12 protein-coding genes are annotated in these 15471 nt (G+C 45.7%); 9 read left to right on the forward strand and 3 right to left on the reverse strand.

Annotation, left to right across the window (positions count from 1 at the left end; translation table 11 throughout):
- Positions 1-141: 141 nt before the first annotated feature.
- From U5K35_RS08850 to U5K35_RS08890, 9 genes are all read left to right on the forward strand, one after another.
- The gene (locus tag U5K35_RS08850; RefSeq protein WP_322571096.1) at positions 142-366 is read left to right on the forward strand and encodes a hypothetical protein; all 225 of its coding nucleotides are present in this window, start codon (positions 142-144) and stop codon (positions 364-366) included.
- 559 nt (positions 367-925) lie between these two features.
- Positions 926-1972 carry a tRNA 2-selenouridine(34) synthase MnmH gene (mnmH, locus tag U5K35_RS08855; RefSeq protein ID WP_322571097.1) on the forward strand — a complete coding sequence of 349 codons (1047 nt, stop codon included), beginning with the start codon at positions 926-928 and terminating at the stop codon, positions 1970-1972.
- Positions 1944-2975 (forward strand): selenide, water dikinase SelD, encoded by a 1032-nt coding sequence (gene selD / locus U5K35_RS08860; RefSeq protein WP_322571098.1) that lies wholly within the window; start codon positions 1944-1946, stop codon positions 2973-2975. Before mnmH ends, selD begins: the two co-directional genes overlap by 29 nt.
- A 161-nt stretch (positions 2976-3136) precedes the next feature.
- Entirely contained in the window at positions 3137-5401 is a 2265-nt protein-coding gene (locus U5K35_RS08865; RefSeq protein ID WP_322571099.1) for an amino acid permease, read from the forward strand.
- Between the two features lie 126 nt (positions 5402-5527).
- Complete coding sequence (locus U5K35_RS08870; protein ID WP_322571100.1) at positions 5528-7489, forward strand: amino acid permease; 1962 nt, start codon at positions 5528-5530, stop codon at positions 7487-7489.
- A gap of 213 nt (positions 7490-7702) precedes the next feature.
- Positions 7703-8629, forward strand: a complete 927-nt coding sequence (locus tag U5K35_RS08875; RefSeq protein ID WP_322571101.1) for a deoxyribodipyrimidine photo-lyase — start codon at positions 7703-7705, stop codon at positions 8627-8629.
- Positions 8613-9131 (forward strand): FAD-binding domain-containing protein, encoded by a 519-nt coding sequence (locus U5K35_RS08880; protein ID WP_322571102.1) that lies wholly within the window; start codon positions 8613-8615, stop codon positions 9129-9131. Before U5K35_RS08875 ends, U5K35_RS08880 begins: the two co-directional genes overlap by 17 nt.
- Before the next feature lie 51 nt (positions 9132-9182).
- On the forward strand, positions 9183-9317 hold the full coding sequence (locus U5K35_RS08885) for a DUF2256 domain-containing protein (RefSeq protein WP_416221608.1): 135 nt from the start codon (positions 9183-9185) through the stop codon (positions 9315-9317).
- Between the two features lie 117 nt (positions 9318-9434).
- The gene (locus tag U5K35_RS08890; protein ID WP_322571104.1) at positions 9435-11210 is read left to right on the forward strand and encodes an ABC transporter ATP-binding protein; all 1776 of its coding nucleotides are present in this window, start codon (positions 9435-9437) and stop codon (positions 11208-11210) included.
- A 138-nt stretch (positions 11211-11348) separates the two neighbouring features.
- Here the strand turns inward: U5K35_RS08890 and U5K35_RS08895 are convergent, their stop codons facing one another.
- The 3 genes from U5K35_RS08895 to U5K35_RS08905 all read right to left on the reverse strand — a co-directional run bounded on the left by U5K35_RS08895 (position 11349) and on the right by U5K35_RS08905 (position 15393).
- Positions 11349-12035 carry a hypothetical protein gene (locus tag U5K35_RS08895; protein WP_322571105.1) on the reverse strand — a complete coding sequence of 229 codons (687 nt, stop codon included), beginning with the start codon at positions 12033-12035 and terminating at the stop codon, positions 11349-11351.
- Between the two features lie 442 nt (positions 12036-12477).
- Positions 12478-14292, reverse strand: coding sequence for an FG-GAP repeat domain-containing protein (locus U5K35_RS08900; RefSeq protein ID WP_322571106.1), 1815 nt, complete (start codon positions 14290-14292; stop codon positions 12478-12480).
- A gap of 24 nt (positions 14293-14316) precedes the next feature.
- Positions 14317-15393, reverse strand: a complete 1077-nt coding sequence (locus tag U5K35_RS08905) for a beta-propeller fold lactonase family protein (RefSeq protein ID WP_322571107.1) — start codon at positions 15391-15393, stop codon at positions 14317-14319.
- Between the last annotated feature and the right edge of the window lie 78 nt (positions 15394-15471).

Raw genomic sequence — 15471 nt, forward strand, 5'->3', positions numbered from 1 at the left:
GAGCAGAGGGCAAGACGGTGGGAGTGAAACCTGAGATTTGCATAATTATGTTTATTATTCGTTAATTTTTAAAATGGCTTATAATGATGAGATAATCATCATAAATGAGTATTTGATATACTATACTTAGTGGATTTTGCTATGACCAAAAAAAAACTGATAGATCGTACCGTTAAAACCTTAGAAAAGCTGCCTGAAGATAAAGTGCATGAGGTAGCTGATTATGCTGATTTTGTGTTTAAAAAATATGAAGAGAAGATTCTTCAAAAAGGTTTAGAAGCCCTTGCCAGCCAATCAAAAAGCTTTGAGTTTCTGCAAGATGAAGAGGAGTTGTATGATGAGAATGATTTAATAGAAAAGTATTAATGAAAAAAGGAGATATAGTACTGATTCCATTTCCTTTCACAGATTTGTCAGGAAGTAAAAAACGACCTGCTGTAATTTTGATTTCAGGGAGTTTAGATGTCACTGTTAGCTTTATATCAACACAACTTCACTGGGAAGAACCAACAGATTTACTTCTATGACCTAATTCTTCAAACGGACTTAAGAAATTCTCCCTGGTAAGAATTGGCAAGATTGCAACGATCTATAAAGAGTTAGTGATTGGAAAACTGGGTCGGATTGAAGATAAAAAAATCAAGGAATTAGATGGAAAGCTAATTCGGATATTTGATATCAAAACAGGTTAAAAAAAGGTGAGGCAGTGGGAACAAATTGTATGATTATGATGCAGAAGACCGTGCTGATATTTTCCGACATATACTAAAGAACTTCTATTTTATCTGCATTAATATCATCTATCTGCGTTGAATCGTGATTGCTCAATCATCAGAACGATTTGGAATTAATCCTGTGTTTGAATGTTTTAAAATTAGTGTGAACCAAGTGTTCAATGCTGAGTAAAAAGCTGTAGGTTCCTTATATGATTTCAGACGTATCTATCAAAGAAGCACTTGAAAGTTCAAATCCCATCATTGATGTCCGATCTCCGGGTGAGTTTGAAAGCGGACACATTCCCGGTGCCACAAATATTCCCCTGTTTTCGGATGAAGAGCGGGCAGAGGTGGGTACGGTTTACAAGCAGAAATCGAAAGAGGAAGCTACCGAACTGGGCTATTCGTATGTGAAGCCAAAGCTTCAATCGTTCATTACCCGGTCTCGTGATGTCGCTCCCGATGGCAATGTGACGGTTCACTGCTGGCGTGGCGGTATGAGAAGCCAAGCGTTTGGAAAGCACCTGACAGAGAATGGATTTGAAAACGTTCGGATCGTAACCGGTGGCTATAAAGCATACCGGAATTATGTGTTGAGTGAACTTGGCCGTCCTATCGAAATGAATGTACTGGGTGGTTATACCGGCAGCGGCAAAACTTATGTGCTGCATGAATTAAAGAAATTAGGCGAACAGGTTGTAGATCTCGAGGGTCTTGCCAACCACAAAGGTTCTGCTTTTGGAGGCATTGACCAGGGAAAACAGCCAACTGTTGAGCAGTTTGAAAATAATCTTCACATGGAGATCTCAAAACTCGACAGAGATAAACCAATCTGGGTTGAAGATGAAAGTCACAATATCGGCGCAGTCAAAATCCCCATGCCGTTTTTTGATCAAAAGCGAAATGCCAGGCTCTATTTTGCGGATATACCCAAAAAGGAGCGAGCAAGGCATTTGGTTTCTGAATATGCGGTCTGCAATAATGATGAGCTTGCCAACTCGATTCACCGAATTTCGAAGAGGCTTGGCGGATTACGGGAAAAAAAAGCCATTAATTTTTTGAAGAATGAAAACTACTTTGAAGTTGCGATGATTACACTGGCATATTACGATAAATACTACCTGCGAAGCATGGAAAGGCGTGATTCAAATAAAGTCATTCACATTAAACTGCCTGAGGTAAACCACAGACAAAATGCAGTGTCCATTTTAAATAAAGCCAAAAAGTATGAGCAAAGTAAAACTGACGCAGTATAGCCATGGAGCCGGATGCGGTTGTAAAATATCTCCCGGAGTTCTATCTCAAATGCTGGTAACTACCCAACCTGAGGTAGAAGATGCACGACTGATTGTTGGAAACAAAAGCAGAGATGATGCTGCCGTGTACGATCTGGGCGACGGCACTGCAATAATCAGCACAACCGATTTTTTTATGCCCATTGTAGATGATCCGTTTACATTTGGAAAAATTGCGGCAACCAACGCCATCAGTGATGTATATGCGATGGGCGGAGATCCGATGCTGGCTATTGCTATTTTGGGATGGCCGATCGATAAGCTCTCATCTGACGTTGCGCGGGAGGTGCTCGAAGGAGCCAGGGCGACCTGTGCTGAAGCGGGCATAACGATGGCGGGCGGGCACAGTATCGACAGTCCCGAGCCCATTTTTGGCCTTGCGGTTACAGGCCGTGTGTCGCTGGACAAACTGAAGCAGAATGATACGGCTTCAGTCGGATGCAGGCTCTACTTAACTAAACCGTTGGGTGTGGGAATCTTTTCCACCGCTCAGAAACAGGGAAAATTGTTGGATGATCACGCTAACCTTGCGCCCAACTCCATGATGGCTTTAAACCGTATCGGAACTGAGCTGGCAAATGTTAAGGGCGTAAAAGCTATGACTGATGTAACCGGTTTTGGCCTGTTGGGGCACTTGTCCGAAATGTGTGAGGGCAGCGGCTTGTCAGCGGAGATTGAACTGGATAAAGTTCCTGTTTTTGAGGAGGTCTACGATTATATAAGCCAAAAATGTATTCCCGGCGGCACCCACCGAAACTGGGACAGCTATGGAAGTGGAATCCGATTAAAGGATGAGTCTGATAAACTGATACTCTGTGACCCTCAAACCAGCGGCGGACTTCTGATTGCTGTTGCAGACGATTCTGCTGACGAAGTGGAGGCGCTGTTGAAGTCCTGCGATGTAGATCCGGTTTCGTTTGGTCGCTTGATTCCTCAGTCGGATGTTTTAATACAGGTTGTGTAAAACTAAATTACAGCTCCATATCTTATTTTTTGTTTCTTATTAACCTGCATTATTCACGAAAATGAGACATCTTTCTAAAAAAATTCGATATATACCGTAAAATTGATTTCTTTAAATGCTTTAGAACTGTGTGAATGCGTACAAGTCGGGTCACTCATTAAATGGCAGAAAAGAAGCAACCTTTAAAAAAGAAATTCGGGACCTTCCTCGGGGTCTATCTGCCAAGTACGCTCACTGTGCTGGGGCTTATTATGTATCTCCGCTTTGGCTGGGTTGTGGGGAATCTTGGCCTTTCGCTTACGATTTTCATTGTCATACTTGCGAATGTGATCACATTCATCACGGGGCTTAGCGCAGCCGCCATCGCAACAAATATAAAAGTGGGTGTTGGAGGGGTATACTACCTTATTTCCAGGAGTCTGGGCCTGGAGACGGGAGGAGCCATCGGAGTGGCATTTTTCATTAGTCGCACACTGAGCATTACTTTTTACGCTTTCGGCCTTTCGGAACTACTGCTCCTGTTCTGGCCGGTGGAAATGTGGGGAACCATGCCAGCATATGCAATTCCGCTTGTAACAGCAGCCATTATTATTCTAATTACCCTGGTATCAGGTAAAAGCGCAGATCTTGTACTGAAATTTCAGATTCCCATGCTGATTCTTGTAGTGCTCTCCATTCTGGCACTTATGGCGGGCGTATTTCTGAATGAACTCAGGATGCCGGAACTATCCCCCGAATACAGAACCGTGAGTCCCGATGGAGGTCTATGGATCGTGTTTGCCGTATTTTTTCCGGGCGTGACCGGATTTTTGGCCGGTATTGCAATGAGCGGAGATCTGAAAACTCCGGGCATATCCATCAAAGATGGAACCATCTATTCGGTTTTTACCGGACTGGGGGTCTATCTGCTGATTCCCGTACTTCTTTCCATTTCGGCGGCAGTATCTTTAGAGAACATGGCTGATGAATCGTACGGTCTTCAGACCTGGATTGATATTGCGTTCCTGGGCGGTCTGTTTATCTATCCGGCAGCATGCGGCGCCATACTCTCCTCGGCAATCGGCAGCGTACTGAGCGGCCCTCGGGTATTGCAGTCCCTTTCCATCGACGGACTTGCTCCTAAATTTCTGTCAAAGGTTTCAAAAACAGGACAGCCAACCATTGCCACCTGGATTACCGGCGCCATTGCTCTTGCGGCAGTTGCACTGGGAGACCTGAACACGGTGGCTAAATTTGTGACTGTACTTTTTCTTACCCTCTATGTGATTATCAACCTGGTTGCGACCATTGAGAATCTCGTGGCGGAGCCATCCTACAGGCCAAGCGTCAAGATTCCGTGGTACGTTTCTCTTATTGGCGCATTGGGTTCGCTTTTTGTGATGTATCTGATCAGCCTGCCTGCTCTCATCCTTGCCTTTTTGCTGGAAGCTGGATTCTATCTCTACTTTAAGAAGAAAGCACTGGAACAGCAGTGGGGAGATGTTAACGCCGGTATGTGGATGAAAATCGCACGTTTTTCTCTGCTCAGAATGAATATATATAACGTACAGAAGCGAAACTGGCGTCCCATTATGCTCCTGTTTGCGAAAAACATCAAAGATAGAATCGAACTCGTAAAACTTGCCGCTGCGTTCGGTCAGGACCGTGGAATATTATCGATATCGAAACTTGTATTCAGATCCGATCGGCCGGACCGGAAAGAGAGAAAGCGGATGAAGGAGGAGATGATTCGTGAGGTGAACAGCTTCGGGCTTGAGACATTCTGCGAGGTGAATGAAGTGGAGGATCTGAACAGTGGAATCCTGAATATATCCAAAGGGCACGGCATAGCCGGTTTGAAAACGAATACCATCATGTTTGGGTGGTCTGATTCGCTGAGTGACAATATCAATCAGCTCCGGATTATCCGGTCACTTTCGCAGATTGGTAAAAATATAGTGGTAGCCAATTTTAATGATCACGAAAACTGGAAGGTGAGTAGTCATCAAAAAATCGATGTTTGGTGGGGCGGAACTGATAATAACGGTGATTTGATGATATTACTGGCTTACATGCTTACCCTCAATCCGGAATGGCAGCAGGCACGGATAAATATTCGCGAAGTGATTGATCATCCGGGCCAGCAGACAACCATCAGTGAGGGTATCACCCGGTCGCTGAAGGAAGCCAGAATTGAAGCGGATATCGAGGTGATTGTGAAACAGGGACGCAGTTTTCCGGAGATTTTGAAAGATTACAGCTCCGATTCTGATATAGTAATGCTTGGTTTAAAATATTCCGAAGGAGGCGAACAGGAAGAACATGCTCAGAAAATTGATCAGCTCTCAAGAGTGGGTAAAGTTTGCGTATTTGTTCAAAATAATAGCCTTGATGATACTTTTCCGATACTTCTGCAGTCAGAATCGGATGAACACAAGAACAATTGAGAATTTTTATCGATTTGAAAACTACAATTGCCAAAAATAGTTCTATACCTTAGGGCTTTATTGACGTGAATGAAGTCTTCGATAGCATTCTGTAATATGGAAAAACTACTGATCCAGGGAATATAGATGGCGGAACAATCCGGATTTAAACGAGATGTAGGACTGTTCATGGCAGTGATGATCGGCATCGGTGCCATGATGGGGCCCGGAATCTTTGCACTTCCCAGCGAGGTAGCCGGTTCTGCAGGTCCGCTTGGGATCCTGGCATATCTGTTTATGGGCGGCCTGACGCTGTTCACCGCCTTCAGCTACAGCGAGCTTGGGGCTGCCATTCCGATCGCGGGAGGCGGATATTCATTTACAAGCCGAACGCTGCCACGCCCCGTAGCTTTCCTCACCGGCTGGTTCTTCTGGATTGGTAATACGCTGGCCTGCTCGTTGTACGCAGTCATCTTTGCACTCACAATTAAAGTTTATTTCTTCCCGGAAGTTAGCATTATTGCTGTTATTGTGATAACAACACTGGTGTTTACCGCTTCAAATTTTGTAGGCCAGGCAGAGGCTTTGAAATTCATAACCGTGATGAATATTATTGAGCTGATCATTCTGATAGGAGTCGGCGTTCTCGGTGCTTTTCATGTTGAACCGGCAAATCTTGAACCTTTTGCCCCAATGGGGTTGGGGCCATTGCTCCCCACAATGGGGCTGATATACATTTCGTACGTTGGGTTTGATTTGATTACGGTTGCTGCCGAAGAGATCAATGATCCCGCTAAAAATATACCAAGGGCCATTTTTATAACGCTTGGAACGGGTATTGCTATTTATGTGCTGCTTTTGTGGGTAATGATGGGCGTTGTAAACTACACAGACCTGGCTGAGACGAGCACGCCTTTTATTTTTATTTCGGACTACTTGTTCGGAGCCTGGGGTCGCTGGGCCGGAATACTGGCAACTATTATGGCGAGCCTGTCAGCCTTTAGTGTAACATTAGGAGCAAGCTCCAGGGTTTTGTTCGCGTTGGGGCGAGACGGCCACTTTCCTTCTTTCTTTGCAAAACTTCACAAAAAATACAAAACGCCCCATATTTCACTGTTCGTTTGTGCCGGGCTGGTTGCCATATTGGGAGCGTCCGGTGTTGTGCGCCTGCTGGCATCGGCGAGTAGCTTCGGTTACCTGATTGCCATTGGTATCGTGAACTACTCCGTTATTGCCCTCCATCAAAAAATGCCCAATCTCAGAAGGCCCTTTAAGGTGATTCTTTATCCGCTGGTACCGATTGTCGGGATAATTGCTTGTTGGTTTTTTGTACCCATGCTGGAATTTCAGAGTATTGTTTTGGGAACGGGCTTGACGGCTGTAGGCGCAGTACTTTATCTTTTACAACCTCAAAACCGGGCAGAATTTTCTAAACTTCCCTCTTTTGTACAACATCTAAAAATAAAATTCCAAGCTTATTGGAGGCCCTATATGAATATATTAATAATTGGTGGTGGTAATTTAGGAATGAATATCGCAGACCGTCTTATGAAAAAAGATGAGTTCCGGATGGTGTTTCGATCCGCCGAATACCAAATCACCTTTATTGAGCAGGACGATGAACATTGTGAAAAACTGGAAAAACTATACAATGTGCCGATTTACCAGGGAGACGGTACAAAGCTGGATATTCTTAATCAGGTGGAACCCAAAAAAATGGATGTGGCTATTGCGGCTACTAACAGTGATGAACGTAACTCCATAATTGCGTTGCAGGCTAAACGTTTAGGTGTAAAAAAAGTAATTGCTATTGCCCGGGACCCGGACTATGTGCCTCTGCTCGAAGAAAGCGGGATTGTTTGCATCAGCGCTCCATTTGCTACTTCTGCAATGGTTGAAAATTACCTGGACCGGCCCGTTATGGCAGATCTTTTCCAAATTGAAGGAGGAGCTGCCAACCTGATCGACGTAGAAGTGCCCGATAACGGTCTGGTTGTGGATAAAGAAATTCAGGAGATTGATATCCCTGAACAGTGCGTGGTTGCCGCTATTATCAGGGATGATAAATTTGTGGTGCCCCGCGGAAAGACTAAGATTTTAAAAAAGTGATCATGTGGTTGTCGTAGGGCCGAGCGATTCAATACAGGATGCTTACAAGGTATTTTCAGGAGTGAAAGGGTAGTATTTGATACCATTTTCTGCAATAAATTAAACGAATTAAAATTAGCCGTACGACGTAGCCAGTGAAAATAAAACACTCTTCGATTAAGTCAGCCGAACGAATTTACTGAACAAATGTTGAGCCGCATGTGTTAAAGCTGCATGCAAAAAAAGAAAATAAATGTTGTTTGGTTCAAACGAGATCTCAGGCTCAAAGATCATCAGCCCCTAAAACGTGCTGCGGAATCCGTGCTTCCAACTCTGCTGCTTTACCTGTTTGAACCTTCCTTAGTAAGTGATCCTCATTATGGAGATCGCCATTGGCGGTTTGTGTGGGAGTCATTAGAAGAGATGAAGGATGACTTAAGAGATCAGGGATGTGATATTCTGATTGCCTATGAGGAAGCTGAAACTCTATTTCAGAAAATAAATTCGCTCTATGATGTCCAAACCGTCTATAGCCACGAAGAGACGGGGATCAATCTGACCTACCAAAGGGATCTGCGCATGGCCGATCTTTTTAACGAATGGGGAATACACTGGGATGAGTCACCCACAAATGCGGTTCAGCGCGGGCTAATGAACAGAGATGGCTGGCGAAAAGCCTGGAAGTCAATTATGGATCGGCCATTGGAAAATCCGGATCTGGAAAGGCTAAATTCTTTGGCACTAAACGATAAACTGACGCACGATATCAACACGGAGGTGCCGGATCGGTTTAAAACCCGAAATGAAAATTTTCAGCCCGGCGGTGAAACCAAAGCCCGGGAGCTGCTGGATAGTTTTGTTTTAGAGCGCTGCGCCGATTACAACAAATCGATTTCGGCACCCGGACCCGCCAGAAATGGATGCAGCAGGTTGTCGCCTCATATTACATGGGGAAATCTGAGTATCCGGCAGATCGTGCAGTATGCGGACCGGCACTATGATGAAGCACCCTCTAAGCGAGGAATCCGCAGTTTTCGCTCACGGCTCGGTTGGCACTGCCATTTTGTGCAGAAGTTTGAATCGGAGCCGCGGATTGAGTTCGAAAATATGAATCGGGGCTATGATGATATCCGCTCGGAGTGGAATGATGAGAAACTTTGAGGCGTGGCGGACCGGTCAAACCGGATTCCCAATGGTGGATGCCTGCATGCGGAGCGTAAATGCTACCGGATATCTTAATTTCAGAATGCGTGCGATGCTGGTCTCATTTCTGACCCATCACCTCTGGCTTGACTGGCCGAAAGGATCGCTCCATCTTGCTAAGCAATTTCTCGATTTCGAACCGGGCATTCACTACTCGCAATTTCAGATGCAGGCTAGTACGATGGGTGTAAATACGATACGAATCTATAATCCGGTAAAGCAAGGGTATGATCATGATCCTGACGGGACGTTCATTCGGGAGTGGGTGGATGAGTTAAAAGGTGTCCCCACGGAGTTGATTCATGAGCCCTGGAAGATGAGCGGAATGGAGCAAGAGATGTATGAATGCAGGATTGGTGTGGATTATCCCGAACCGATCATTCCGGATATTAAAGAGAGCTACAAACACGCGAGCTCTGTTCTATGGAGCAAGAAGGGGAGTAAAGAAGTGAAGAAGTGAGAACAAGTGGATTCTCAAAAAGCACGTTAAAAACAGAAGGTGAGCGAAAGAATGTCGAAGAAGAATTTACCTACAAAAATTTGTCCGGTGTGCAAACGCCCGTTTACGTGGCGGAAGAAGTGGGAGCGAGACTGGGAAAATGTGAAATATTGCAGCGAGAGATGCAGAAGGAATAAAAACGGATGATGTTTGATATATAAATCCGAAGTGTATTTAGATTATAACTAACAGCCCCGGAGAACGTTGATCACTTTCTGCAGGTTTTACCTTCAGCTACAGCAACTAACAACTTAAACCAATCCATTGAAAATCGATCGATCCTCTTTTCGTCAGTACATGAAAATTCTGGCGTATGTCAAGCCATATAAAAAGAAGCTGATTGTTGCGTTAATAGCGTCAGTCTTGGCTACGCTTGTCTGGCTGGCTGTGCCTCTGGGTTTGCGCGAGCTGCTGGATGCCGTATTTGATGATGGAGATATGGCCCTTCTAAACCGGGTTACGCTGGTACTGATGGGACTCTTCATTTCGCAGGCACTACTTGGATTTTGGGGCAGCTACTCGCTCGACTGGATCGGTGAAAAAATTGTCGCCGACCTGCGCAAGAATCTGTATGAACACCTGAACCGTTTAAGCCTCAAATTCTACTCTAACCAGCGGCTGGGTGAAATTACCTCTCGCCTCACAAATGATGTGGCCGCCATTCGCGACGCCGTTACGGGTACGCTTTCTGAAGGACTGACTCAGAGTATAAATCTGGTGGGTTCGGTCATATTGATGGTCTACCTCAACTGGAGACTCAGCCTGATCATTTTCATCACCGTGCCCGTTATCACGCTGGCGGTTCGCTATTTTGGGCAGTTGATAAGAAAGTTATCCAGAGAGGTGCAGGACCGCCTGGCAGATACCACAGCGATTGCTGAAGAGACACTGGGAGCGATTGAGTCCGTCAAATCATTTGCACGAGAACCGTATGAAATCGGCCGGTATAACTCCGGTGTTGATACTCTTTTCGATACGTCCCGGAAAAAAGTGCTGTTTAGCAATCTGTTCTGGTCATCGGTAGGCGTTGTATTTATGAGCACAATGATCGTCATTTTCTGGTATGGCGGAACCGAGGTGCTGGCCGGCAGACTATCGGCCGGAGATCTGGTCGCGTTCATCTTTTTTGCTTTCAACATTGGGCGGTCGATGGGTGGTATGTCAAGGGTTTATACGGTATTTAGCAGCGCAGTAGGTGCATCGGAGCGCATCTTTGGCCTGCTTGAAGAGAAGCCCGGAGTTGAAGATCATCCCGACGCGGTGGAGATGGATGAAGTGGACGGAGCCGTTTCTTTCGAAAATGTATCCTTTCACTACGAGGATAATCAGCCGGTGCTTCGCGATATCAGTTTTTCGTGCGAGCCGGGAGATATAGTTGCGCTTGTAGGGCCAAGCGGTGCCGGAAAAACAACGCTTTTGAAACTCATCCCACGATTTTATGATGTGCAGGAAGGAACCATCCGGTTTGACGGGACTGATATTTCCACAGTTACGCAGCAGTCTCTGAGAAATCAGATTGCGGTTGTTCCACAGGATATTCAGCTATTTGGAAGCACTATTCGGGAAAACATCAGGTATGGCAGGTTGGATGCTACGGATCGGGAAGTGGAAGAGGCAGGGAGATTTGCCCAGGCACACGATTTCATCATGGAGCATCCGGATGGATATGATGCTTTGGTCGGGGAGCGCGGCATTAAACTCAGTGGTGGACAGCGCCAGCGTGTGGCCATTGCGAGAGCGATTTTAAAGGAACCCAACATTTTACTGCTTGATGAAGCCACGTCATCACTTGATTCTGAATCAGAGGCGGCTGTTCAGGTTGCACTGAACCATCTGATGAAAAGCTGTACCACGTTTGTAATCGCCCACCGGCTTTCGACCATACAAAATGCGACGACCATTCTGGTGATGGAGAATGGCCGGATTCTGGAGAAGGGAACCCACCAGGAGCTGCTGGATCAAAACGGGCTATACAGGCGACTGTATGATATTCAGTTTCATAAGGAGATCTTTTCTGTGGATGAAACGGCAAATCCATAGACCAGGTCATAATTTTTTTGCCACGGAAACACGGAAATTTCCGTGCATTTCCGTGCTTCCGTGGCATTCTTTTAAACTCTCAGTTAAATAGGAACTCCCAATGATTGTATTTATTAAACGATGGACCTTTCTCAGGTCTCAAGGCAATCCCCTTTTAAATCGCTCCCGCAGTTCTACAATATAGATCGCCAGTTCATCACGGATCTCTTTGGCGCGTTCGTAGTAATCGAGGTAGATCTCACGGTCCAAGAACTCTTTTTCACCTATTTCATAAAGAGCATTTAGCACTTTGTTGGCCGCATTGAGTCCGCGCTTGCAGTTGGCGATGTTCCCGCCGATGCTATCCGGTTCAAATCCAAAACCGAATCCACCTGCAATTTTGGCGGCCGGGATGGTAACATTTCGGGCAAAAGTTCTTATGGATTCATCATCCCGATCAGGAAAGCGGGCGTTAACCATTTTTATGGAATCTACTGTGAATTCATGCGCTTTTTGATAGAGTGGCAGATTTTCAAAACTGTCAAAATCAGTAGGTTCGTAGCCGGTCAATTCTTTCCAGCCTTCGCCTTCTTCAAAATCGTCCATGATAAATTCATCATTCCACTCATCTGTCTCATCATCGTTTTCATCAAGGAGATGATCCCATCCCATCTCCTCGGCGATGATCCTGTCGCGATCGGGATGATCCATATACTTATCGAGTAGCTGAATGTATTTGTCTGTTCGTTTATCTGATTCTTTAAAAAATTCCTCCCAGCGATGCTCATCCCAGATTTCCGGTTCATTCTCTTTGTTATGTCCAAAATCTTGATCGTGTTCACTCATGACATTTTGATTTCCTGATTTTAATTAGATTGGAATAGTGCTTCTATTCTAATAATGGGATTTTTGGGAAGTAAAGCAACCTGTATGGGATGGTGAAGCCCATCTGTTCAGAACTCAAAGCTATTCAGTTTTATAAGGAGATCATTTCTGTTGATGAATCGGATCGATAAGTTCGACTTTTTGATACCGCTATTTCTTTTTACCGCTTCGCAAGTATGCTTACGATTGTGTTAAAACGACTAATCCAATGAGCGGTTCTATATATATTTTTGCCACGGAAACACGGAAACACGGAAGGGCACTGAGTTTTCGTGTTTCGCTTCGTGTCAAAAGATGAGCCGTGGCAATCTTTCAAACTCTCGGTTAATTTGGGATCTCCAAAGGTTGTATCTGGTACAGAGCTAGATAATAAATACCATCTCTGAAGTGCTAATTGAGATAATTATTCAACTGAAAAATAAAACACTCCGCCTTCCTTGTTTCCGGAGAGAAATTCAGCAACGCCGTCCCCATCCAGATCTGCAAAATGTGGCGCTGAGAACTGGGTCACATCAAACGAAACCGGGAGGAGTTCCTTACTGAATTCAGGCTGTTGCGGGGTGCCGGTATTTCTGAAAAACACAATGCCTTCCACTTTGGAACCTAAGAAAAGGTCCTGATCTCCGTCACCGTCTATATCATAAAATGCAGGAATACTTCGGTGCTGAACTTCAACTCCGGGAAAGGCGTCGTCCACCAACTGAAAATCCGGTTCGGATGGGGTGCCTTCATTTCTGTAGTAAAAAACCCTGCCGCCTGACGAGCCGAGCAGAAGATCAAAATCCCCGTCTCCATCCAGATCTGCAAGGGCTGGAGTGGCGTTGCTGCCGCGGGACAGCTCCAACAGAGTTTCATCCACAAGTTCAAATCCATCCCCTGTGTTTCGATAATAGGCTACGCCGCCACGCCATCGTCCAAGCAGGAGGTCATCGAGTCCGTCACCGTCCAGGTCAGCCAATACAGGTGCATAGTGATAGGCATCCGGCAGATCGAGCGTGCCGTTCATATGAAACTCCGGTGCAGTTGCTGTTCCACGGTTTTCATAGATGTATACCAACGACGAATTACGTTCACCGGGATCTATTTTGTTTGCCAGCAGCAGATCTTTTTTACCGTTTCCATTTAGGTCACCCGTAGTAACAATACTTTCATTCCCTACATCAAGAGTGCTGAGAAATCGTTTGGTTTGGAGTGAAAAGTTGCCGGTATTGTCCCGGCTGTAAAAGTAGAAATTGTCGGCAAGGGTTTGATTGGCATTGTAGGCACCGCCCAGCACGCCGAGGAAAAGGGCAATATTTCCGTCTTCGCCCCATGGGGTAAGGGTAGGGGCGTTGTAGCCGCTGGTTTGAACGGGATCATTTGGCGGAAAAGGTTCCGGCTCGCCACGGAAATCCGGGTTTTCGGGAGTTCCGCGATTTTCAAGCAGGAGAATACTCGGTTCGAAAAAATCACCCCAGAAAATATCCTGATCACCGTCCCCGTCAATATCCATGAACGCCATGGTGTTCGCACCATGCAGGGATCCAAACTGTTTTACAATTTCGATGTTCTCAAACTTCTCGGTAACCAGTTTAAACATTGGAATTTCATTTTCATCAAGGCCGGTGGACTCGTATCGTGTGACGGTTCCGTCGAGGTGGCCGATCATGAGATCCAAGTGTCCGTCACTGTCTATATCGGTCACGTTTGGAATATTCTGCCGGTCGGAAAAAATGGGTTTACCGTTCACATCTTTGAGCGTATCGGCCGCCAGCTCAAACCGTGGATTATTTGCCGATCCGTCGTTTTGGTAATAGCGAACGTAGCTGTAGGGTTGCTCGGTGAGAAGATCCATATCACCATCCAGATCGAGATCTACAAAACGGAACCATTCACCGATATCCAGGTCCTGAAATTTATCGGTAACCCAGGTCAGTTGATTTTCTGAATTCCAGCCGTTGTGGTCAAAAAATTTAAGATCATCCGTGTTTTCCTGAACAAACAGCTCCGGATAGCCGTCGTTGTCAATATCCACAAACTGCGGCCGCGGCGCGTTAAAACCTCCCAGAAACGGAAAATCAAACCTTTCTCCGTTCTCATCAAACACAGGGAATGGATTGACCTTCTTCACGTAGGATTGTGATGTTGAATCATCACCTGAAGGCTTTAGGGAGGTGCAGCCCGCAAGAAGTGACAGAATCAGAACAACGGCCGGAAATAAAAATCGGTCGAACATCATAAATAGCTTATTAGTTTGTGAAACTTACCATGCATTGGTTCCAACACCTGAGGGATAATGACCGACTTCAATAACCTTTTCTATTTCCCGCGTTTCGGTATTGATTACGGTGACGGTTCCCACGGGATTTTCCGACGACGATCCTTCCGGGCTGTATGTACCGTCCAGGTTATTATTTGAAATGAAAAGATACTTGCCATCGCGGGATAGTGCTGCCCCGTGTGGCTGGGCAAGGCCTTCGCCTCTGATAACGTCTTCAAGCGTGCGGGTTTCCATGTTTACAACGGAGACCGAGTGATCCTGTTTATTTCCGAAATAGACGTACTTGCCATCAGGTGAGAATACGGGATGCCAGGGCATAGCTTCCGTTTCAATCATATCTGTTAGCTTAGGATTCATCGGATCGCTGATATCGAACACGAGTAGCTGACCCGATATCTGTCCGGTTGCCACCATGGTATTTCCATCGGGGTGAACCGCAAAGTTTACAAACACGTGAGTATCTCCGGCAACGTTCGTCAGGTTCGATTCGTCGTTTTCAAGATTATAAGACAGTATCGGGTTTTCAGACAGACTGCCTACAAACGTCCAGCTTCCATCAGCGGAAGTTGTGAGTGCGTGAGGCCGGGTGAAAAACAGGTCAATTTCGTCCAGAACGTCCATGCTCGAGCGATTAACCACCCCAAAACTCTGCGGCGGATTTACCGCACTCATGGATCGCCCAACGAATAACAGATCATCCTCCGGATGCAGCGCCAGAAGCCCGGGAACTTCCAATGCTGCCTGACCGACCAGTTCATTGGCACGGTTAAATTTGAGTACGCTGTTTTCCCCGATCAGGGTTACATACCAGAAGGAGCCGTCCGGTTCAGCTACGACGTGGTGAGGTTTGGCATTTTCAGAAAATCCAAGCTCCTGAAGATCCACGGTCTCACTGATGGTTTGGGTGGAGGCATCTATAACGGTTACGCTTGCCGATCCCTGATTACATACATAAATATATTGAGGAGATTCACCGGTTTGAGCCATGGTCTCCGTGCTAATCAAAAGCAGAAGAGAGACCAAGCCGGACAGTAGCAATAAAAAAGATAAACGGTTCATGTTTCTCACGTATCGTTAAATGGAAATTACAGTTGAAATAAAAAAAGGCAACGTCAAGCAGTTCCGAATGGAAAACTA

This window comes from Rhodohalobacter sp. (assembly GCF_034521535.1).
Classification (GTDB): Bacteria; Bacteroidota; Rhodothermia; order Balneolales; family Balneolaceae; genus Rhodohalobacter.

Bases quoted from the DNA above. Each gene is read 5' to 3' on its own strand.
- U5K35_RS08900 (WP_322571106.1), bottom strand. From the start codon at position 14,292: ATGATGTTCGACCGATTTTTATTTCCGGCCGTTGTTCTGATTCTGTCA.
- U5K35_RS08875 (WP_322571101.1), top strand. From the start codon at position 7,703: ATGCAAAAAAAGAAAATAAATGTTGTTTGGTTCAAACGAGATCTCAGG.
- U5K35_RS08870 (WP_322571100.1), top strand. From the start codon at position 5,528: ATGGCGGAACAATCCGGATTTAAACGAGATGTAGGACTGTTCATGGCA.
- selD (WP_322571098.1), top strand. From the start codon at position 1,944: ATGAGCAAAGTAAAACTGACGCAGTATAGCCATGGAGCCGGATGCGGT.
- U5K35_RS08880 (WP_322571102.1), top strand. From the start codon at position 8,613: ATGATGAGAAACTTTGAGGCGTGGCGGACCGGTCAAACCGGATTCCCA.
- U5K35_RS08865 (WP_322571099.1), top strand. From the start codon at position 3,137: ATGGCAGAAAAGAAGCAACCTTTAAAAAAGAAATTCGGGACCTTCCTC.
- U5K35_RS08850 (WP_322571096.1), top strand. From the start codon at position 142: ATGACCAAAAAAAAACTGATAGATCGTACCGTTAAAACCTTAGAAAAG.
- mnmH (WP_322571097.1), top strand. From the start codon at position 926: ATGATTTCAGACGTATCTATCAAAGAAGCACTTGAAAGTTCAAATCCC.
- U5K35_RS08885 (WP_416221608.1), top strand. From the start codon at position 9,183: ATGTCGAAGAAGAATTTACCTACAAAAATTTGTCCGGTGTGCAAACGC.
- U5K35_RS08895 (WP_322571105.1), bottom strand. From the start codon at position 12,035: ATGAGTGAACACGATCAAGATTTTGGACATAACAAAGAGAATGAACCG.
- U5K35_RS08905 (WP_322571107.1), bottom strand. From the start codon at position 15,393: ATGAACCGTTTATCTTTTTTATTGCTACTGTCCGGCTTGGTCTCTCTT.